Below are 20878 nucleotides of genomic sequence, written 5' to 3'. Positions count from 1 at the left end.
GGCTTGCCTGCGATAGCGATGGTGAACCCAACACCGCTATCGCAGGCAAGCCAGCTCCCACATTTTTAAACGCATGTCAACAATAGGGTCGGATTGTTACAGCTGGCCGTCGCGGTCGCGAAAGCCCAACAGATACAACACACCGTCCAGCCCCAAGGTCGAAATCGCCTGCTTGGCCGACTGCTTGACCAGCGGCTTGGCACGGAACGCCACGCCCAGCCCGGCGATAGCCAGCATCGGCAAGTCATTGGCGCCGTCGCCGACCGCAATGGTCTGCTCCAGACGCAAGCCTTCCTTGTGCGCCAACTCCCGTAGCAGATCAGCTTTGCGCTGCGCATCGACAATCGGCTCGACCGCCACGCCCGTCACCTTGCCATCCACCACTTCCAGCTCGTTGGCGAATACATAGTCGATGCCCAGCTTGGCCTGCAATTGCTTGGCAAAGTAGGTAAAGCCGCCCGAGAGGATCGCGGTCTTGTAGCCCAGGCGCTTGAGCTCGGCGAACAGGGTCTCGGCACCTTCGGTCAAGCGCAGGGAGGCGCCGATGGCGTCGAGGACGCTGACGTCCAGGCCCTTGAGCAGCGCCAGGCGCTCCTTGAAGCTGGCGCGAAAGTCCAACTCACCCGACATCGCGCGCTCGGTGATCGCAGAAACTTGCTCGCCAACGCCCGCAGCCTTGGCCAACTCATCGATGACTTCGGCTTCGATCAGGGTCGAGTCCATGTCGAATACCGCCAGGCGCCGGTTACGGCGGAACAACGAGTCTTCCTGGAAGGCGATATCCACGTTCAGTTCCTGGGCCACGCTGAGGAACTCGGCGCGCAAGGCCTGGGGATCGGCCGGTTCACCGCGCACAGAGAACTCGATGCAGCCCTTGCCCTGGTCCGCCGGCATGTCCAGCGGCATACGGCCCGACAAACGGTCGATATGATCGATATTCAGGCCATATTGCGCAGTGATCGAGCTGACCCGCTGCAATTGTTCAGCAGTCACCCGGCGCGTCAATAGCGTGACGATATGGCGCTTTTTACCTTGGCCAGCGACCCAATGCTGGTAATCCTCCTCGGAAACCGGGGTGAAACGTACCTGCTGATCCAGCTTATAGGCCGTAAACAGGATGTCCTTGAGCACGGACGAGGCCTGTTCGGTACTCGGGATCTCGACCAGAATGCCAAACGACAGGGTGTCGTGGATCACGGCCTGGCCAATATCGAGGATGGTCACGCCACCCTGAGCCAGGACACCGGTAATGGCTGCGGTAAGACCCGGACGATCTTCGCCGGTGATGTTAATCAGGACAATTTCGCGCAAAGCGCACCCCCGAGCTGGAAAAAAACCGCATTCTACCCACTTTCAGTGACCATCGGGCACAGCCAGCGCTTTGCCGGTCTTGGGCCTGTCGCTATACTGCGCGTCAACTTCACGGACCAAGAGCCGAGCGCAAGTGAACCGGCCCACGCCAGTAAAAACCGATAACTTCTTCCTGCTGATCTTCCGGGCACTGCGCCACCGCCGTGTACCGATCGCATTACGCATTGCCAGCCATAACGTGATCCTGGTCGCCCTGGCCCTGGTGATCTACGCCTGCGTGATGGGTTTGCAGTTCAAACAGGCCATGCACGAGCAAGCCGACGCCCTGGGCGAGAGCTTGACGACCCAGACCGCCACCTCGGCGACCGAGCTGTTGGTGTCCAATGACATCCTCAGCCTCAACGTGCTGCTCAACAACCTGACCAAGAACCCGCTGGTGGCCCACGCCGCCATCTACAGCGTGGACAACCGGATCATGGCCGAAGCTGGGCAACGCCCGAAAAACGGCCTGCTGGGTGAGGCCGAAGGCCTGTACCAGAGCAATATCACGTTTCAGGATGTGAAGGCCGGCCAATTGCGCATCAGCCTGGATATGCAACAGTTCCAGCAGCCGATGACCATCAGCCTGCAAAGCATGGGCATCCTCAGTGCCATCCTGTTGGCCCTGGCCCTGGCCTTGAGCCTGCGCCTGGGCCGGCATATCTCCACGCCCCTGATGCAACTGCGTATCTGGCTGCGCGACATCGACGAACACACCCCGGCCACCGACCGCCAGGATGAGATCGGCGACCTTGCCCGCCAGCTGCACACCAGCTTTGCCCCGGAGCCGGTCGTGCCCGAAGCCAAGCCTGAGCCGGAGTTCGACGACACCGACTACGATGACGAACCCGAGTTCGAGGTGCGCAACCTGCGCGACCCGGGTTTCGACGAGCCAGCACCGGTGGCGGGCCTCAAGCCCGTAGCGCGCACAGCCATCAAGGCCGACGAAGACAGCCTGGACGATGACGACCCGTTTGCCGACCTGCGTGACGAGTCGGCGCCAAACCCGGTGGTCGCGCCCAAGCCTGCCGCAGTCCACAACAGCCAGCCCCAGCACAGCGCGGTATTGGCCGTGCAACTGGGCGCCCAGGAGCAATTGCGCCGCCTGCCACGGGCCCGCCTGACCGAGCTGCTGGAACGCTATCGCGACTGCCTCGACCAGGCAGCCTCGCTGTACCAGAGCGAGCTGCACACCCTCAATGATGGCAGCACGCTGATGCTGTTCCACAGCGAAGACAGCGGCGAAGACTACCTGACCAATGCCATTTGCTGCGGTGAGCTGCTGCGCGCCCTGGGCCATGCCTTGCAGATCGAAGTCGCCGACAGCGGCATCACCCTGCAACTGCAACTGGGCCTGACCTTGGGCGACGATCTGTATGGCATGAGCCAGATCGACCTGCTGCTCACCGAAAACGCCCAGGACGCCCTGGCCTTGTCGCAACACAGCCGCAACCTGTTGCTGGTGGAGCGCAAGATCAGCGACGACGCCTTGATCCGCCAACGCGCACGCATCCGCCCGATTGCCAGCCCGGAAGGCGCGTGCTGTGTAGAGCGGTTGATGGAGCCTTACCCGTCGATGCTGGAGCGCCAGTTGGCGCGGATGCATGAGACCCGGAACAAGCCCTAAACAACACGGCGGGCTTGTGTGGGAGCGGGCTTGTCGGGTCGCCGCATCGCCGCGATGGCGGCGAATCAGTCAACCAAGATGTCGACTGACACACCCCTATCGCGGGCAAGCCCGCTCCCACATTTGATCTGCGCCAAACAAAAAGGCCCGCTTACTCAGCGGGCCTTTTATTTGGCTACGATCCAGGTCAGAACCTGAACACTTCCATGTCCGTGCGAATCGGCGAAGCCATCGGGATCTTCGGCTTTTCCGGGGCCGCCGGCTTGGCCGGCGCCGGGGCCTGCTTACGGGGGGCCTCGGCAATCGGTGGCTGGTTGGCCAACGGCTTGAGGGCTACCGACAACTGTTCTGCCAAACGCTGCAACAACACACCCTGGGCCTGGACCTGGGACGCAGTGCTGCCGGCATGTTGCTCCTGCAGATGCACGATGCGGTTGTCCCGCACCTGGCCGCGGCGGTCGATCAAGCGCCATTGCGCGTCCAGGATCGCCGGCTGCGAAGCCCCGGAATCCAGGCGCGTGATGGTCAGCAACACCTGCACATCGGGGGAGAAGCTGGTAGGCGCTGGCGACAGCACCACACGCTGGCTGTCCAGATGGCCGGCCACCTGGCGCAGCATCAACTGGTTGATATCCGACGACAGGCTACCGGCCCAACGGCCGTCGATGGAGCCTTGCAGGCTGCCATCGTCCTGGCGTTGCAGCAGGGTTTCGCGTTGCAGGTAATCGGCAACCACGACTGGCCCGAGCAAGACGGCCATGCCAGCACTTTGCGCTGGCTGCGCCGGATTCCCGCTATCTAGCTGGTACAGCGACACCGGTTGGTGCGTCGTGCAACCCGCCAACCCCAAAAGGCCAGCGAGCATCAGAAATAAAGGAAGGCGTGGAGCAGTCATCATCCCATCCAGGTGGCTGCCACAAGGCAAACCACAATGTAATACTAAAAATAACCTATACGCGCTCAGCCACGCCGGCGCTGGAAAGGCCATATCATCCGTGAATATGCGCCATGACTCCAGCGCGAAAGCGCCGATCTACACGTTAAATCGTAGATCGGGCGCTCTATATCGCCTTAAGCGGGTGTCTCTACCAACAATGCATCCACCCGCTGGAAGCCACGGGGCAATTTGTTCCCGCGTCGTCCACGCTCGCCCTTGTAATGCTCAAGGTCGTCAGGACGCAGCGACAGCGTGCGTTTGCCAGCCTGTAGCACCAGGGTCGAGCCCTCCGGGATCACGGCGATGTCGGTCACGTACTCTTCACGACTGGCCACCCGTTCCCCGGGAATCCCAATGATCTTGTTGCCCTTGCCCTTGCCCAGTTGCGGCAGGTCGCTGATCTTGAACACCAGCAAGCGCCCTTCGGTGGTCACCGAGGCCAGCCAATTGCCCTCGCGGTCCTCGACCGGACGCGGCAGGATCACCTTGGCGTTGTTCGGCAGGCTCAGCAACGCCTTGCCCGCCTTGTTCTTGGCCTGCAAGTCCTCGCCCTTGACCACAAACCCGTAGCCGGCGTCGGAGGCGATGACGTACAGCGAGTCATCATCGGGCAGCAAGACACATTCAAAACTCGCCCCTGGCGGCGGTGTCAGGCGGCCGGTCAGCGGTTCGCCCTGGCCCCGCGCAGACGGCAAGGTATGGGCCGGCACCGAATAACTACGCCCGGTGGAGTCGATAAACACCGCAAACTGGTTGGAACGCCCGGCTGCGGCGGTCTTGAACCCATCGCCGGCCTTGTACGACAAGCCAGTGGCATCGATATCATGCCCCTTGGCGGAGCGAACCCAACCCTTTTCCGACAGAACGACGGTAATTTTCTCGTTGGGCAACAGCTCGGTTTCTGTCAGGGCCTTGGCTTCGGTGCGCTCGACAATCGGCGAGCGGCGGTCGTCGCCATAGGTTTCGGCATCTTTGATCAGTTCGCTGCGCACCAGCTTCTTGAGCTTGGCTTCGCTGCCCAGCAGGGCTTGCAGCTTGGCTTGCTCCTTGAGCAACGCGTCCTGTTCGTCGCGCAGCTTCATCTCTTCCAGGCGGGCCAACTGGCGCAAGCGGGTATCGAGGATGTAGTCGGCCTGGATCTCGCTCAGCTCGAAACGCGCGATCAACTCGGCTTTCGGGTGCTCGGCGGTACGGATGATGTGGATCACTTCATCCAGGTTGAGGTAGGCGATCAGCAAGCCGTCCAACAGGTGCAGGCGGCGCTCGACCTTGTCCAGGCGGAACTGCAGGCGGCGGCGCACGGTATTGACCCGGAACTCCAGCCACTCCACCAGCAGGTTGCGCAGGTTTTTCAGCTGCGGCTTGCCATCCAGGCCGATGATGTTGACGTTGACCCGGTAGCTGGACTCCAGCTCGGTGCTGGCAAACAGATGCTGCATCAGCACTTCGTGATCGACCCGGCTATTGGTCGGGATAATCACGATGCGGCAAGGGTTCTCATGGTCGGACTCATCACGCAGGTCCGCCACTTGCGGCAGCTTCGAGGGCTTGGCCTGCATCAGCGCGGCAATCTGTTCCAGCACCTTGGCGCCGGAGACCTGGTGCGGCAAGGCGGTGACGATGATGTCGCCATCTTCGATGTGGTACACCGCGCGCATGCGCACCGAGCCCTTGCCGGTCTCGTACATCTTCAACAGGTCGGCACGCGGGGTGATGATTTCTGCTTCGGTCGGGTAGTCCGGGCCCTGGATATGCTCGCACAGTTGCTCAACGGTGGCCTTGGGCTCATCGAGCAGGCGCACGCAGGCGGTGGCCACTTCACGCAGGTTGTGCGGCGGCACGTCGGTGGCCATGCCCACGGCGATGCCGGTGGTGCCGTTGAGCAGGATATTGGGCAGGCGCGCCGGCAATACCAGTGGCTCGTCGAGGGTGCCGTCGAAGTTCGGGCCCCAGTCTGCCGTGCCCTGGCCCAACTCGCTGAGCAGCACTTCGGAGTAGCGCGACAGCCGCGCCTCGGTGTAACGCATGGCGGCGAAGGACTTGGGATCATCCGGCGCACCCCAGTTGCCCTGGCCATCGACCAGGGTATAGCGGTAGCTGAACGGCTGGGCCATCAGCACCATGGCTTCGTAGCACGCCGAGTCGCCGTGGGGGTGGAACTTGCCGAGCACGTCACCGACGGTACGCGCCGACTTCTTGTGCTTGGAGTCCGCGTCCAGGCCCAACTCACTCATGGCGTAGATAATGCGCCGCTGTACCGGTTTCAGGCCGTCGCCGATATGCGGCAAGGCACGGTCCATGATCACGTACATGGAGTAGTTGAGGTAGGCATTTTCGGTGAAGTCAGCCAGCGACCGGCGCTCTACGCCGTCTAAGCTGTCTGCAAGGATGTCACTCATGCGGGCCTCATCATTGTCTGGTCTGGCGCAGCAGCAAGGTGCCGCCACGCTGGGTAAATTCAAGTTGTTTCAATGCACTCATGCCCAACAGCACTTGCTCGCCACCCAGGCCCGGCGCCACCAGGGCGCGCACATCCTGCAGGACGATATCCCCCAACTGCAGGCGGTCAAGGTGGGTGCGGTAGCCCTGGCTACGGCCGTTGGCGGTGCTCAAGGTCACCGGCAAACCGCGCTTGAGCCCCAGGCGTTCGGCCAACTCGGCCGGCACCGCCACGTCGGTGGCGCCGGTGTCGAGCATGAACTCCACCGGTTGGCTGTTGATCTGGCCAGTGGCGACAAAATGCCCCTGGCCGTTGCCGACCAGTTTCACTTCGATATAACCCTCGTGTTGCTGTGAGACGACCACGGCATTGGGGTTTTCCTGCCGCGCCTCCCATTGCCCGAAAAACCGCGTGGCCAGAAACAGCCCCGCGCCCCAGGCCACGAACATCAACACCCGCCCGGCACGCTTGCCCGGTGGTTGTGCGCTCATGGCTGGGCGCTCCAGCCACCGGCCGGGGCGGCGAAACGATAGACCATCGGGCGTTTTTCACCATCGGCCCGGGCGCCGAAATTGTTGTCGATGCCAATCCAGGCCCCCTCGGCATCAATCAGCAAAGCTTCCGCCAGGCCGTAGCTCTGGGGGTAACGTCGATGCGGCACCAGGGCGTCATCAGCGTAGGACCAGCACTGCTCGATCTTGGCCGTCACGCTGTCGCGCCGGCAAATCTGGAACACGTTGCGCTCCAGGGTAAACAGCTTGCCATTGAACAACGCCAGGTCGGAAAAGTCCTTGGACACCGCCTTGGCCCCCGGAAACTGCGCCGGCTGCATTTCCTGGCCGGCCTCGCTCAGCAGCACGCATGGGCCATCACAGTCCCACACGCTTTGCCCGCGCTTGATCGAGATCAGCCCACGCCGCTCACGCTCGGCCGCCAGCCAGATCTGATTGCCCTCGAGGTTGATCGCCAAGCCCTCAAACAACGCATTGAAGTGCAGCAACAGGCCACTGGCCCGGGCCTCGCGGACCATGCCGGGGGCGATCTTCAACCACTGCGGCGCACCCGTGGCCGGCACTTGCAGCACCGCCGCATGGGCTTCGCTGACGATATAGCGATTACCCGCAGCGTCACAGCTGATGCCTTCAAAGTCCAGGTCGCCGCCACGAATCACCGACGCCGCCGTGGTGCGCGCACGCAAGCCCCAGGGCAGGCCCGATTCGGGCACCGGCGGCACGTCGAGCTTTACCGCCTCGGCCTGCCAGGTATCGGCGCGGGTATCGAGGCGGTAGATCTGGTCGTCGTCGCGATCAGAGACGGTCCACAACTCTTTGCCGCACAAGGCCAGGCCCGACAGATTGCCGCCGCGCATGCCGTCTACCGGATGTTCGGACAGCAATTTGAGCTCGACCGCGGGCTGGGCAACCACTGGGGTCGCTGCCAACCCGCTCAACAACAGAATCGCCAGGGCGAAACCGCTGCGCATCAGCCCAAGACCTCGGCCAGGTTGCCTTTGGACTCCAGCCAGGCCTTGCGGTCGCCGGCGCGCTTCTTGGCCAGCAACATGTCCATCATTTCCGAGGTGGCGGCGTAGTCTTCCAGGGTCAACTGCACCAGGCGCCGGGTGTTCGGGTCCATGGTGGTTTCGCGCAGTTGCGGCGGGTTCATTTCACCCAGGCCCTTGAATCGGGTGACTTGTGGTTTGCCGCGTTTTTTCTCGGCCACCAGGCGGTCGAGGATGCCGTCGCGCTCGGCTTCGTCCAGGGCGTAGTAGATTTCTTTGCCCAGGTCGATACGGTACAGCGGCGGCATGGCCACGTAGACGTGACCGGCATCCACCAGCGGGCGGAAATGCTGGACGAACAGGGCGCAAAGCAACGTGGCGATGTGCAGGCCGTCGGAGTCGGCGTCGGCGAGGATGCAGATCTTGCCGTAGCGCAACTGGCTCATGTCCTCGGCGCCCGGATCGACGCCAATGGCCACGGCGATGTTGTGCACTTCCTGGCTGGCCAGCACTTCGCTGCCATCGACTTCCCAGGTATTGAGGATCTTGCCGCGCAGCGGCAGGATCGCCTGGAATTCCTTGTCCCGCGCCTGCTTGGCCGAACCGCCGGCGGAATCACCTTCGACCAGGAACAGTTCGGAGCGCATCGGGTCCTGGCCGGCGCAGTCCGCCAGCTTGCCCGGCAGTGCCGGGCCCTGAGTGATGCGCTTGCGCTCGACCTTTTTACTGGCCTTGAGGCGCCGCCCGGCGTTGTTGATCGCCAGTTCCGCCAGGGCCAGGCCCAGTTCCGGGTGCTCGTTGAGCCACAGGCTGAACGCGTCCTTGACCACGCCCGAGACAAACGCCGCCGCCTCGCGGGACGACAGGCGCTCCTTGGTCTGGCCGGAGAATTGCGGCTCCTGCATCTTCATCGACAGCACAAAGGCGATGCGTTCCCAGACGTCTTCCGGCGCCAGCTTCACCCCACGCGGCAACAGGCTGCGGTATTCGCAGAATTCGCGCATGGCATCCAGCAGGCCCTGGCGCAGACCGTTGACGTGGGTCCCGCCCTGGGCGGTGGGGATCAGGTTGACGTAGCTTTCCTGCACACTGTCGCCGCCCTCGGGCAACCACAGCAAGGCCCAGTCCACGGCCTCCTTGTTACCGGCCAGGCTGCCGCAGAACGGCTCGTTGGGCAGGCGCTCGAAGTCACTGACCGAGTCTTCGAGGTAGGAGCGCAGGCCGTCTTCGTAGTGCCACTCGACCTTTTCGCCGGTGCCTTTGTCTTCAAAGCTGACCAGCAAACCCGGGCACAACACGGCCTTGGCCTTGAGTACGTGCTTGAGGCGGCTGATGGAGAATTTGGGGGAGTCGAAATATTTCGGGTCCGGCGCAAAGTACACACTGGTGCCGGTGTTGCGCTTGCCGACCGTGCCGACCACTTCCAGCTCGGTGGCCTTGTAGCCATCGGCGAAGGTCATCTGGTATTCGTTGCCATCGCGCTTGACCTTGACCCGCACCTGCGTAGACAGGGCGTTGACCACGGAAATACCCACACCGTGCAAGCCGCCGGAAAACTGGTAGTTCTTGTTGGAGAACTTGCCGCCGGCGTGGAGCTTGGTGAGGATCAGCTCGACACCCGACACGCCCTCTTCGGGGTGGATGTCCACCGGCATGCCGCGCCCGTCGTCGGACACTTCCAGGGAGTGGTCGGCGTGCAAAATGACCTGGACCGACTTGGCGTGCCCGGCCAAGGCTTCGTCGACGCTGTTGTCGATGACTTCCTGGGCAAGGTGGTTCGGCCGACTGGTGTCGGTGTACATGCCGGGGCGTTTGCGCACCGGGTCGAGGCCCGAGAGGACTTCGATGGCGTCGGCGTTATAAGAGCTAGCGCTGGGAGTGGCCATGGGGTCTCGTCGTGAGTCGTTCGATTAAAAAGTAACCTGCGGTTTCACAATGCGGTGAAATCGAAGGATTGGTACTGATCTGCGCCAATGCCGGCAAAACTCAACAGTGCCGGCAACTGTCGGCCAAAGCCCTGGTAACTGTGGTCGCCGCCGGCCTGGATACGCAAGGCGCAGGCCCGGTAATACTGCTCGGCGAGGCGATAATCCAGTGTTTCGTCCCCGGTCTGCAACCACACCTGATAACGCTGGGCATCCTGGGGCGCTGCAACCTCCAGCGCAGCCAGGGCCGCGACGTGATCGAGGGTCAGTTCCCAGGTTTCACCGGTGTAGAGGTTCTGCTGGGGGCCCAGGTAACCGTCGAACATGCGATGGGGGCTGACCGCCGGGTTGACCAGCAGGGCCTTGAGGCCATGGCGTTCGGCAAGATGGGTTGCATAGTAGCCGCCGAGTGAGCTGCCGACCAGCAGCGGCCGCCCCAGCTCGCTGATCGCCTGCTCCAGCTGGGCAATCGCCTGGCGTGGGTGGTGATGCAAGGCCGGCACCCGCAGTTGGCCAGCCAGACCGAGGCTGTCCATCACGCCCATCAGTTGGCTGGCCTTGGTCGAGGCCGGCGCACTGTTGAAACCGTGGATATACAAGATCGAAGCGGACATGCCGGGCTCTCCGTGCGTTATCAGCCAAAGGGGCGCAGTTTACAGGGAACGGGGGGGTTGTGGGTGCAGCCCATCGCCGCTGGCGGTACTATCGGTTGCGCCGCGTTGATGAGCCGCCAGGCAGGAAAACCGCATGCAACTTGAATGGCTTGAGGATTTTATCGAACTGGCCCGCACCCGCAGCCTGTCGCGGGCCGCCGAAAATCGCTGTGTCACGCACCCGGCGTTCGGCCGACGGATCCGGGCGCTGGAGGAATGGGTCGGCACGCCATTGATCGAGCGCAAACAGCCCCTGTCACTGACGCCTTGCGGCGTGCTGTTCCTGGATGCCGCCACGCAATCCCTGCAATTGCTGAACACCGTCAGGGCGCAATTCAAAGGCAGCCCCCTGAGCCGCGACGAGCCTGTACGGATCGCCACCGGCCGGACCCTGGCCAGTGATTTTTTCCCGGACTGGTACGAGTCACTGCACCAGCGCCTGGGCAACTTTGCGGTGTCATTGGTCACCAGCGGGGCGCAAGAAGCGATCAGCAAGTTGGCCGCCGGCGACGTCGACCTGCTGTTGAGCTTTTCCAGCCCATTGACCCAGACGCTGTTGGACCCGGAGCGTTTCGACTCCCGGGTACTGGCCCGTGAGGAACTGCTGCCGGTCAGCGCGCCGGACGCCAAAGGTCAAGCGCGGCAGCAGATATCCGCCAGCCACAGCGCCCTGAGCATCCCCTGGCTGGCCTTCTCGCCCTCCCTGGCCCTACGCGGCGTGCTGGCCCAACACCTTGAGCGGCTGCCCCAGCACCTGGCATTGCGCATGGTCTACCAGGCTGATTCCTATGACGCCATTCTGGAAATGGCCAAGCGCGGCAGAGGCCTGGCGTGGCTGCCGCACATGGTGGTCAAGGCTGCGCTGGCCTGCGGCGAGCTGGTGATTGCAGGCGGCCCCGAGTTTCACGTCGGCTTCGACGTCTCGCTGCATCGCCTGCGCACCAACCAGAGCGAAATGGTCATGAGGATCTGGGAAGGCCTGTGACGCGGTCGTGGCCTCAACGTCAAGATGCGTAAAACCCAACGCCTACCGGCCCCGTGCCAAAACAGCTCAAACCTGTGCCGAAACGGCAATTGCCGTTCGTGCGCACTTGATTCACTTTCATCCGGGCTTTCACCCATAACAATTAATGCCTTCGATCTCGCCAGGCCGCGCTGCGGTGCGGCGAATCCGAATGCCAACAGTGAAACAGACCTGGTGCACACTCATGACAGTCCCATCATCCGCCCTATCATCGGCACAGGCTCCAACCCAGCGAGGCCCATGGAAAGAGATCATCGCTGCCAGTGTCGGCAACGCGTTGGAGTTTTATGATTTATTGATCTACGGCTACTTCGCGGTGGTCATCGGCAAACTGTTTTTCCCGTCGGATAACGAAACCACTTCATTGTTGCTGGCCGTAGGTTCGTTCGGCATTTCCTTCCTGATGCGCCCGCTGGGCGCCATTGTGCTCGGCGCCTACACCGACCGGGCCGGGCGAAAGGCTTCGTTAACGATGTCGATCATGATCATGCTGATCGGCACCGCAATAATTACCTTCGCCCCGACCTACGAGCAGATCGGCCTGGCCGCGCCGCTGTTGATCATCGTTGCGCGCATGCTCCAGGGGTTTTCTACGGGCGGTGAGTTTGGAGCGGCGACTGCGTTTATGGTCGAGCACGCCGATGCCAAGCGCCGGGGGTTCTTTGCCAGCTGGCAGTTGTCGACCCAGGGACTGGCGACGGTTTTGGCCGCGGGTGTCAGTGCACTCCTCAGCTATGTGCTGTCGGACGTGCAGTTGAACGACTGGGGGTGGCGTGTGGCATTCGGCTTCGGCCTGCTGATCGGGCCCGTGGGCTTCTATATTCGTACGCAAATCGATGAAACCCCGGACTTCAAGAAAAGCGCCGCCAGCACAGCGCTCAAGACACCGCTGCGAGACGTGCTGGTCAAAGGGCACGTCAGCCTGTTGCTGGCTATCGGCGTGGTGGCCGGAGCGACCGCCTTCAACTATGTACACAAGCTGTACATGCCGATCTATGCCTTTAAACAACTGAATATCACGGCCACTTCGTCGTATCTCGGCGCCCTGATGACCGGCATCACGTTGATGCTCATGGCCCCGGTATTTGGCGGTTTATCCGATCGCCACGGACGGTTTCGGGTACTGACCATCGCCTTGCTGATTACCGGGCTGTCGTCTTATCCAATGTTCGCACTGCTCAATGCCTTCCCCAGTTTTTCTACATTGCTGGTCGTGCAAGCGCTTGTCGGGTTGTTGATCGCCGCCTGCCTGGGACCGATCCCGGCGATGCTGGCCGATATCTTCCCCACCAGCATTCGCGGGACCGGCCTGGCGCTGAGCTACAACTTTTCCGTCACCCTGTTTGGTGGTTTCGCACCGTTGATCGTGACCTGGATGATCGACGCCAGCGGCAGCAAGCTGGCCCCCAGTTTTTATGTGATGACGACCATTTTGATCAGCGTACTGGCGATTGTCTGCCTGGGCCGACGCATGCGCGGCACCCAGCCAAGCGCCAATTAAGCCAATGCTTGCTGCTTGTCGCGCCCTAATCCCGCGCGACAAGTGCCCCCACCGGTCAGTTGGAGACTGAAATGAAAACCCTTGAGCAGGTTCGTGCAGCACTCAAACCCTACCCCGTGGAAGTCCGGTTCCCTGACCTGAGCCAATGGAAAACCGGCAACGCTGGAATCGACTATATCCACAGCTTCGACAGCGGCAAGCCAGGGCCCCATGTGCTGATCATGGCACTGACCCATGGCAATGAAGTCAGCGGAGCAATCGCGGTGGACACCCTGTTGCGCAGCGGGGTGCGCCCGCGCCAGGGGCGATTGTCGCTGGGGTTCGCCAATATAGCGGCCTATCAACGCTTCGACCCACAGGACATCGATGCGGCCCGCTTTATTGACGAGGACATGAACCGCGTCTGGCTGCCCGCGACCCTCGACGGCCCGCGCGACTCCGCCGAATTGCGCCGCGCACGGGAGTTGCGACCGCTGATCGACAATGTGGACTTGCTGCTCGATATCCACTCAATGCACGAAGAATCCCCGCCGCTGATGATGTGCGGCGCCTGCGCCAAAGGCCTGGCGTTCGCCCAATCATTAGGTGTACCGGCAACCATCGTCGCGGACGCCGGCCATGCCAACGGCCAGCGCATGCGGGACTACGGCGGGTTTGGCGATGCCGCCAGCCACAAAAATGCGCTGCTGATCGAGACCGGCCAGCATTTTTCGAAAAAAAGCGAATACGTCGCCCTCGATGTGGCGGCACGTTTCCTGATCGCGACTGAAACAGTCGCCGAAACCGACGTGTCGAGGTTTCTGCGCCAGGAAAACCCCGCACCCCAGCAATGCCTGCAAGTCACCGAGCCCGTCGTCGCCCACGGTATGGACTTCCGTTTCACCGATGACTTCCGTGGCCTGGAACGGATCACTCACGCAGGAACGGTGATCGCCCGGGACGCTCAGCGCGAAATTGTCACGCCGTACGACAACTGCGTGCTGATCCAGCCTTCGCTGCGGCATCTGGGGCCAGGCATTACAGTGGTGAGGTTAGCGCGGGACTACCCTCAATAGATCAGTAGCCATTGCTACCGTAATCGACGGTGAATACAAACCCCTGGACCCGCTCCACGCCGGTTTCCAACCGGCCATCGGCATGCAAACGCAGCCAGCGATAGCCGGGGGCCTGTTCGCTGACCTTGAAATCCTCACTGCCCGGGGCGAACTGGATGCAGGTCGACGGCGACGCCAACAGGCGCACGCCCTGGCGCTCCCGGTCGATTTCCTGGTGCACATGCCCCCACAGCACCGCCCGCACCTGGGGAAAGCGGTCGAGCACGGCAAACAGCGCCTCGGGATTGCGCAGGCCAATCGGCTCCATCCAGGCGCAACCGATGGACACCGGGTGATGGTGGAAGCACACCAGGTGATGACGGCCCGGTGCTTCGCTCAAGGCCTGGGCCAAGCGTTGCAATTGCACATCCGCCAGATAACCCGGCACCGAGCCCGGCACGGCGGAGTCCAGCAAAATGACCCGCCAGTTGCCCACATCCACCACCGGCTCCAGCAGCGCGCTGCCCATGGTCGCCTGGGCCATGACCTGCGGTTCATCGTGGTTGCCCGGAATCCAGCGCGCCGGGGCGCCGATCTGCTGGCTCAGGTCGCGAAACTGTTGGTAGGACTCAAGTGTGCCGTCCTGGGACAGGTCGCCGGTGGCCAGCAGCAAATCAATCCGTGGCTGCTGGGCCAGGACCAGGTCAATCACCCGTTGCAGGCTGTCGCGGGTATTCATGCCCAGCAGCGTGCCGCCGGCCTCGGCAAACAGGTGGCTGTCGGACAGTTGCACCAGCAACACCGGCACATCAGGGTTCACGGTGGATACGCTCGGCAAGGCGTTCTCCCAGGGCAATCACGAAAAAGGGACAATAGGCGCAATTATGCTGGGGCAGGACACAAAGAGGAAACCCGTGAAGCGCACGCCGTTCACCTCTAGCGCACGACTTCAAACTCATGGCCCAGGGCCAGGCAATGGCTCAACCATTCGCCGAGAAACACATTGAGCTGGGCTTTCTCATCGGGCTGGTGCATGAACACATTGGGGTAAGGATAGATGCTGCGAAAGCGCCGCGCATGTTCGGCGCTGACCACTTCGGCCATCCGCGCATCGTGGTACACCTGCACTTCCAGCTGCGGCACCGGCAGCCACGGCAGGCTGTGTTCCTGGCGCACGCGCAGGATGCTGGTGTACGGGCAGGTGAGGATGACTTCCAGGTTCAGCACGCCGAGCATCTGGTCGCCGTGGGTCACGGCGATCCGTCGCGCTTCGGGCGTGTGGCGCATGTCCGGCAACAGGCGCATCAGCCGTGCATAGTTGGCCTCGCAAGCAGCTTGCAAGCCGATCAGGTCGACCCGGTAGCGTTCCCGTGCCTTTACTGCCATAACCCCCTCACTTCCGCGCGATTAAGCGCAAGCCATTGCAGGGCGATAATGCTGGCTGCGTTGGAAATCTTACCGTCGCGTACCGCTTGCAGGGCATCTTCAAAGGCCCAGACAGTGACGCGGATATCTTCTGCTTCTTCGGCCAGGCCATGGATCCCGCCGGCACCGGTACTGTCGCAACGCCCCAGGAACAGGTGGACGAATTCGGTGCTGCCACCCGGCGACGGGAAATATTTAGTGATCGGCCATAGCGCAGAGAAGGTCAGCCCAGCTTCCTCCTCGGCTTCGCGGTGCGCAACCTCCTCCGGTTGCTCGTCCTTGTCGATCAGGCCGGCCACCATCTCCACCAGCCAGGGGTTGTCGGTGCGACCCATGGCGCCCACGCGGAACTGTTCGATCAACACCACTTCATCGCGTTGCGCATCGTAGGGCAGGACACAGACGGCATCGTGGCGCACAAAAATCTCGCGGTTGATCACCGGGCTCATGCCGCCGTCGAACAGCTCGTGGCGCAGCTGTACACGATCAAGCTTGTAGAAGCCCTGGTAGGCATTGTCGCGCTGAACCTCTTCAAACCTGGTCGGCGTCGATTTCGCACTGTCGGTCATATCAACCCTCGTTTATTGCGGTGTGTGTCTTGGCATCGCGCCATCCTACAGCGCACGCGCCCGTCGGTGCAGCCCCTTTCCTGTTGCCGGGACAGGCGGCGGCGGTCAAACTCACTGTAATCAGCTTAGTGGCGAACTGACTGGGATGCCGACAGTCGAAGCCCCATATCTTTCGCTCTTCTCCGCTTTATGAAGGACGCCCATGTCGCTGTTAAAAGTCGCCTCCGTGGCCTGTATTGCCCTGACCCTCGGCGCTTGCCAGAGCCTGTTCCAACCCAGCTACCGCGCACCGCTGGAAGCCACCCGCGATGCCTCCGAGGTGGTGCAACCCGGCTGCACCGCCGCCGATTGCCCACTGGTGAACATCGATACGGTGCATTTCGCCAACGAGCCCAAGCTCGATGCCCTGATCGAGCAACGCTTGCTGGAAATGACCCGCACCGCCCCCGGCGCGCCACTGCCAGCCTCGCTGAATGCCTATCGGGAAAAATTCCTACGCGAGTCCGGCCCGCGCAACAGTATGTATTTGCAGGCCAAGGTACGGGAGCAGCATGACGGCTTGGTGATCATCGAACTGTCCAGCTACCTGGACACCGGCGGCGCCCATGGCGAACCCGGTCGTGGCTTTATCAACTACTCGCGCCAGCAGCAGAAAAACCTGACCCTGACGGACATGTTGCGCCCCGGCAAGGAAGATGCGTTCTGGAAAGCCGCCCAGGTGGCCCACAACAGCTGGCTGATCAGCACCCGCCTGAGCCTGGAGCCGGAGTATGTGAAAAGCTGGCCCTTCCAGAAAACCCCGAACGTGGCGCTGACCTACGGCGCGGTGGTGCTCAAGTACCCCACCACCACCATTGCGCCCTACGCCATGGGCCACGTCGAGTTGCAGATTCCTTACGCGCGCCTCGACGGCATCATCAAGCCTGAGCTAGTGCCTGCACGTCGCTGAAGATTGATCGTTCCCACGTTCCGCGTGGGAATGCCGCGTTGGACGCTCTGCGTCCGCGTTGTGACGCGAAGCGTCACGGGATGCATTCCCACGCAGAGCGTGGGAACGATCATTGGGGTCAGACCTTTTTGTAGAGCTGGCTGCCCTCCTGTTTGAACCGCTGCGCCTGTTCGGCCAAGCCCTTGGCCACATCCACGTCCACCGCTTCGATGCGCTGGTTGGCCGCGTATTCGCGCACTTCCTGGGTGATTTTCATCGAGCAGAATTTCGGCCCGCACATCGAGCAGAAATGCGCGACCTTGGCCGAGTCCTTGGGCAGGGTTTCATCGTGATAGGAGCGTGCGGTGTCCGGGTCCAGGCCGAGGTTGAACTGGTCTTCCCAGCGGAACTCGAACCGTGCCTTGCTCAAGGCGTTGTCGCGGATCTGCGCGCCGGGATGGCCCTTGGCCAAATCCGCCGCGTGGGCCGCGATTTTGTAAGTGATGATCCCGGTCTTCACGTCATCCTTGTTCGGCAGGCCCAGGTGTTCCTTGGGCGTGACGTAGCACAGCATGGCGCAACCGAACCAGCCGATCATCGCCGCGCCGATCCCCGAGGTGATGTGGTCGTAGCCGGGCGCGATATCGGTGGTCAGCGGGCCCAGGGTGTAGAACGGCGCTTCGTCGCAGCACTCCAGCTGTTTGTCCATGTTCTCCTTGATCAACTGCATCGGCACATGGCCAGGGCCTTCGATCATGGTTTGCACGTCGTGCTTCCAGGCAATCTTGGTCAACTCGCCAAGGGTTTCCAACTCACCGAACTGCGCCGCATCGTTGGCGTCGGCAATCGAGCCCGGACGCAGGCCATCGCCGAGGGAGAAGCTGACGTCATAGGCCTTCATGATTTCGCAGATTTCGTCGAAATGCGTGTAGGTAAAGTTCTCTTTATGGTGCGCCAGGCACCACTTGGCCATGATCGAGCCGCCCCGGGACACAATGCCGGTGACGCGCTTGGCGGTCAGCGGTACATAGCGCAGCAACACGCCAGCATGAATGGTGAAGTAATCGACGCCCTGCTCGGCCTGTTCGATCAAGGTGTCGCGGAACAGCTCCCAGGTCAGGTCTTCGGCGGCGCCGCCGACTTTTTCCAGGGCCTGGTAGATCGGCACGGTGCCGATCGGCACCGGCGAGTTGCGGATGATCCACTCGCGGGTTTCGTGGATGTGCTTGCCGGTGGACAGGTCCATCACCGTGTCCGACCCCCAGCGAATGCCCCAGGTGAGTTTCGCCACTTCTTCTTCGATGGACGAACCCAGGGCGCTGTTGCCGATATTGCCGTTGATCTTCACCAGGAAGTTACGGCCGATGATCATCGGTTCCAGTTCGGTATGGTTGATGTTGGCCGGAATAATGGCGCGGCCACGGGCGATTTCTTCGCGCACGAACTCCGGGGTGATGATTTTCGGCACGCTGGCACCAAAGCTGTGGCCGGCGTGCTGCTGCTCGAGCAGGCCACTGGCGCGGGCTTCTTCGAGCTTCATGTTTTCGCGGATGGCGACGTATTCCATCTCGGCGGTGATGATGCCCTGGCGCGCGTAGTGCATCTGCGTGACGTTGGCCCCGGCCTTGGCCCGGCGCGGGTTTTTCACATGGGCAAAACGCAGGGCGGTCAGCTCGGCATCGCTCAGACGCTGTTGGCCGAAGTGCGAACTGAGGCCCGGCAGGCGCTCGGTGTCGCCACGGGACTCGATCCATGGCGAGCGCACATCGCCCAGGCCTTTGCGCACGTCGATGATGACATTCGGGTCGGTGTACGGGCCGGAGGTGTCGTAGACCACCACCGGTGCATTGATCTCACCGCCGAAGTCGGTGGGGGTCACGTCCAGGCTGACTTCGCGCATCGGCACGCGGATATCCGGGCGAGTGCCCTGCACATAGACTTTTTGCGAGCGGGTAAAGGGCTGCACAGATCCCGAGTCAACCTTGGCCGACTCACTCAAATGCACGGTGTTTTTTAGTTTTGTACTCATCACGGGCTCTCCAGACACATCCAGGCAGTGGATTTTTGTCGGAGCGAACCTGTGACGGATGGACGCACTGGAGGCAGTGCTGTGCTTGGTGCACGAGGGCTGTTCGATTGTCGAACAACATCCCGGACGAAGCACAAGAGGACTCGCCGGGTGACGAGAAATCTTGTTCCCTACGCAGGCGCTAACCTGATCAGGTTCAACGGGATCCGGTATTGACCGATCTCAGCCTCATAGCAAGGCACCCCGACAAGAACGCGGCCAGTCTAGACCATGGAGCAGGCAAATTGCCAATAGCGGTGCATTCAGCATGATGAATGGCGCAATTACAGGATTGTTGTGCCGGGGTGCGACCACTACACTCGGCTCCTGCCTCAGCGGCTTGACGCTATGGATTGCTCGTCGTAGCCTTGGGCGCTAAATTATTGTCGTAATATTTATCTAGGGATCGCCTCATGCTGCGCAAACTTTCACTGGCTCTTGCCGTGTCTTGTGCGACCAATGGACTGGTCTGGGCAGCAGAAGCGCCCTTGTCGACCAAAACCGACCTGGTCAGCGTCTACCAGGAAGCGGTGGACAACAACGCTGACCTGGCCGCCGCCCGCGCCCAATATGGCGCGCAGAAAGAAGTGGTGCCCCAGGCCCGCGCCGGCTTGCTGCCCAACCTTTCGGCCGGGGCCGACGTGAACAACGTGCGCACCCAGATCGATACCCCGTCGGCCACCGCCAATCGCGACGCCCATACCTGGCGCGCGACCCTGAGCCAGCCACTGTTCCGTGCCGACCGCTGGTTCCAGTTGCAAGCCGCCGAAGCCGTCAATGAACAAGCCGCCCTGCAACTGTCGGCCACCGAGCAGGAATTGATCCTGCAAAGTGCCGAAAACTATTTCGCCGTGTTGCGTGCCCAGGACAACCTGGCCTCGACCAAGGCCGAAGAAGCCGCCTTCAAGCGCCAACTGGACCAGTCCAACGAGCGTTTCGACGTGGGCCTGTCGGACAAGACCGACGTGCTGCAATCCCAGGCCAGCTACGACACCGCGCGGGCCAACCGGATCCTCGCCCAGCGCCAGGTGGATGATGCGTTTGAAGCGCTGATCACCCTGACCAACCGCCAATACAATTCGATCCAGGGCATCGTCCATACCTTGCCGGTGTTACCACCGGCACCGAACGATGCCAAGGCCTGGGTCGACACCGCCGGGCGGCAGAACCTGAACCTGCTGGCCAGCAACTATGCGGTCACCGCCGCCGAAGAAACCCTCAAGCAACGCAAGGCCGGCCACGCGCCGACCCTGGACGCGGTGGCGCAATACGAGAAAGGCGACAATGACGCCCTCGGTTTACGCAACCCCAATGCCTTCGGTCAGCCTTATGGCGGTGATGTCGAGCAGCGCACCATCGGCCTGCGCCTGAACATCCCGTTGTACAGCGGCGGCCTCACCAGCTCCCAGGTGCGCGAATCCTATTCGCGCCTGGGCCAGACCGAACAGCAACGCGAAGGCCTGCGCCGCCAGGTGGTGGAAAACACCCGCAACCTGCACCGCGCGGTCAACACCGACGTCGAACAGGTGCAGGCGCGCCGCCAGTCGATCATCTCCAACCAGAGCGCAGTGGAAGCCACGGAAATCGGTTACCAGGTGGGCACGCGCAATATCGTCGATGTGCTGGATTCGCAGCGCCAGCTCTACGCGTCGGTGCGCAACTACAACAACAGCCGCTATGACTACATCCTCGACAACCTGCGCTTGAAGCAGGCGGCGGGGACATTGAACCCGGGGGACTTGCAGGACCTGGCGCGGTATCTGAAGGCCGACTACAACCCGGACAAGGACTTCCTGCCGCCGGACCTGGCCAAGGCTGCGGCCGAACAACTGAAGGCCCGCCCTGGTAACTAAACCCACCCCATGACAAATGTGGGAGCCCGCTCCCACATAAGCC

Annotated in this window: 17 protein-coding genes and 1 riboswitch; of the genes, 6 read left to right on the top strand and 11 right to left on the bottom strand. The window is 62.1% G+C overall.

The window, feature by feature from the left end; all coding sequences use genetic code 11:
* Nucleotides 1-96: 96 nt before the first annotated feature.
* Complete coding sequence (gene serB, locus AC07W7_RS05780) at nucleotides 97-1311, bottom strand: phosphoserine phosphatase SerB (protein WP_076961589.1); 1215 nt, start codon at nucleotides 1309-1311, stop codon at nucleotides 97-99.
* A gap of 133 nt (nucleotides 1312-1444) precedes the next feature.
* Here serB and AC07W7_RS05775 point away from each other — a divergent pair, with 133 nt between their 5' ends.
* Nucleotides 1445-2977 carry an AhpA/YtjB family protein gene (locus AC07W7_RS05775; RefSeq protein WP_197881262.1) on the top strand — a complete coding sequence of 511 codons (1533 nt, stop codon included), beginning with the start codon at nucleotides 1445-1447 and terminating at the stop codon, nucleotides 2975-2977.
* A 187-nt stretch (nucleotides 2978-3164) separates the two neighbouring features.
* Here AC07W7_RS05775 and AC07W7_RS05770 read toward each other — a convergent pair whose 3' ends face one another.
* The 6 genes from AC07W7_RS05770 to AC07W7_RS05745 all read right to left on the bottom strand — a co-directional run bounded on the left by AC07W7_RS05770 (nucleotide 3165) and on the right by AC07W7_RS05745 (nucleotide 10394).
* Entirely contained in the window at nucleotides 3165-3872 is a 708-nt protein-coding gene (locus AC07W7_RS05770; protein ID WP_029299146.1) for a PqiC family protein, read from the bottom strand.
* Nucleotides 3873-4048: 176 nt separating this feature from the next.
* Complete coding sequence (gene parC, locus AC07W7_RS05765) at nucleotides 4049-6313, bottom strand: DNA topoisomerase IV subunit A (RefSeq protein WP_032862071.1); 2265 nt, start codon at nucleotides 6311-6313, stop codon at nucleotides 4049-4051.
* Nucleotides 6314-6323: 10 nt separating this feature from the next.
* The gene (locus tag AC07W7_RS05760; RefSeq protein WP_495038903.1) at nucleotides 6324-6845 is read right to left on the bottom strand and encodes a retropepsin-like aspartic protease family protein; all 522 of its coding nucleotides are present in this window, start codon (nucleotides 6843-6845) and stop codon (nucleotides 6324-6326) included.
* Nucleotides 6842-7837 (bottom strand): esterase-like activity of phytase family protein, encoded by a 996-nt coding sequence (locus AC07W7_RS05755; RefSeq protein ID WP_495038902.1) that lies wholly within the window; start codon nucleotides 7835-7837, stop codon nucleotides 6842-6844. The genes AC07W7_RS05760 and AC07W7_RS05755 overlap by 4 nt, the downstream gene beginning before the upstream one ends.
* A complete protein-coding gene (parE, locus tag AC07W7_RS05750) occupies nucleotides 7837-9741 on the bottom strand; it encodes a DNA topoisomerase IV subunit B (protein ID WP_032862074.1) in 1905 nt (634 codons plus the stop codon). The genes AC07W7_RS05755 and parE overlap by 1 nt, the downstream gene beginning before the upstream one ends.
* Nucleotides 9742-9785: 44 nt before the next feature.
* Entirely contained in the window at nucleotides 9786-10394 is a 609-nt protein-coding gene (locus AC07W7_RS05745) for a YqiA/YcfP family alpha/beta fold hydrolase (protein WP_076961595.1), read from the bottom strand.
* A gap of 133 nt (nucleotides 10395-10527) precedes the next feature.
* On the opposite strand from AC07W7_RS05745, the gene AC07W7_RS05740 reads away from it, so the two are divergent.
* The 3 genes from AC07W7_RS05740 to AC07W7_RS05730 all read left to right on the top strand — a co-directional run bounded on the left by AC07W7_RS05740 (nucleotide 10528) and on the right by AC07W7_RS05730 (nucleotide 14013).
* Nucleotides 10528-11418 (top strand): LysR family transcriptional regulator, encoded by an 891-nt coding sequence (locus AC07W7_RS05740; protein WP_495038901.1) that lies wholly within the window; start codon nucleotides 10528-10530, stop codon nucleotides 11416-11418.
* Between the two features lie 223 nt (nucleotides 11419-11641).
* On the top strand, nucleotides 11642-12958 hold the full coding sequence (locus AC07W7_RS05735; RefSeq protein WP_099170114.1) for an MFS transporter: 1317 nt from the start codon (nucleotides 11642-11644) through the stop codon (nucleotides 12956-12958).
* Between the two features lie 71 nt (nucleotides 12959-13029).
* The gene (locus AC07W7_RS05730; protein ID WP_495038900.1) at nucleotides 13030-14013 is read left to right on the top strand and encodes a M14 family metallopeptidase; all 984 of its coding nucleotides are present in this window, start codon (nucleotides 13030-13032) and stop codon (nucleotides 14011-14013) included.
* Between the two features lies 1 nt (nucleotide 14014).
* Here AC07W7_RS05730 and cpdA read toward each other — a convergent pair whose 3' ends face one another.
* From cpdA to AC07W7_RS05715, 3 genes are all read right to left on the bottom strand, one after another.
* Nucleotides 14015-14830, bottom strand: a complete 816-nt coding sequence (gene cpdA / locus AC07W7_RS05725) for a 3',5'-cyclic-AMP phosphodiesterase (protein WP_169897352.1) — start codon at nucleotides 14828-14830, stop codon at nucleotides 14015-14017.
* 98 nt (nucleotides 14831-14928) lie between these two features.
* On the bottom strand, nucleotides 14929-15378 hold the full coding sequence (locus tag AC07W7_RS05720; protein ID WP_495038899.1) for a DUF1249 domain-containing protein: 450 nt from the start codon (nucleotides 15376-15378) through the stop codon (nucleotides 14929-14931).
* On the bottom strand, nucleotides 15369-15986 hold the full coding sequence (locus AC07W7_RS05715) for an NUDIX domain-containing protein (protein WP_169900858.1): 618 nt from the start codon (nucleotides 15984-15986) through the stop codon (nucleotides 15369-15371). Before AC07W7_RS05715 ends, AC07W7_RS05720 begins: the two co-directional genes overlap by 10 nt.
* A gap of 202 nt (nucleotides 15987-16188) precedes the next feature.
* Here AC07W7_RS05715 and AC07W7_RS05710 point away from each other — a divergent pair, with 202 nt between their 5' ends.
* Nucleotides 16189-16935 carry an RsiV family protein gene (locus AC07W7_RS05710; RefSeq protein WP_099170111.1) on the top strand — a complete coding sequence of 249 codons (747 nt, stop codon included), beginning with the start codon at nucleotides 16189-16191 and terminating at the stop codon, nucleotides 16933-16935.
* A 118-nt stretch (nucleotides 16936-17053) separates the two neighbouring features.
* Here the strand turns inward: AC07W7_RS05710 and thiC are convergent, their stop codons facing one another.
* Nucleotides 17054-18943: a phosphomethylpyrimidine synthase ThiC gene (gene thiC / locus AC07W7_RS05705; RefSeq protein ID WP_076961603.1), complete on the bottom strand. Its 1890-nt coding sequence runs from the start codon at nucleotides 18941-18943 to the stop codon at nucleotides 17054-17056.
* 150 nt (nucleotides 18944-19093) lie between these two features.
* A riboswitch (TPP riboswitch) is annotated at nucleotides 19094-19199 on the bottom strand.
* Between the two features lie 196 nt (nucleotides 19200-19395).
* Here thiC and AC07W7_RS05700 point away from each other — a divergent pair.
* Complete coding sequence (locus tag AC07W7_RS05700; protein WP_076961604.1) at nucleotides 19396-20835, top strand: TolC family outer membrane protein; 1440 nt, start codon at nucleotides 19396-19398, stop codon at nucleotides 20833-20835.
* Nucleotides 20836-20878 lie beyond the last annotated feature (43 nt).

The organism is Pseudomonas sp. GW821-FHT01D09 (assembly GCF_059422465.1).
Note: the sequence above shows the minus strand (reverse complement) of the source record. Positions and strands in the feature narration are given on the sequence as shown.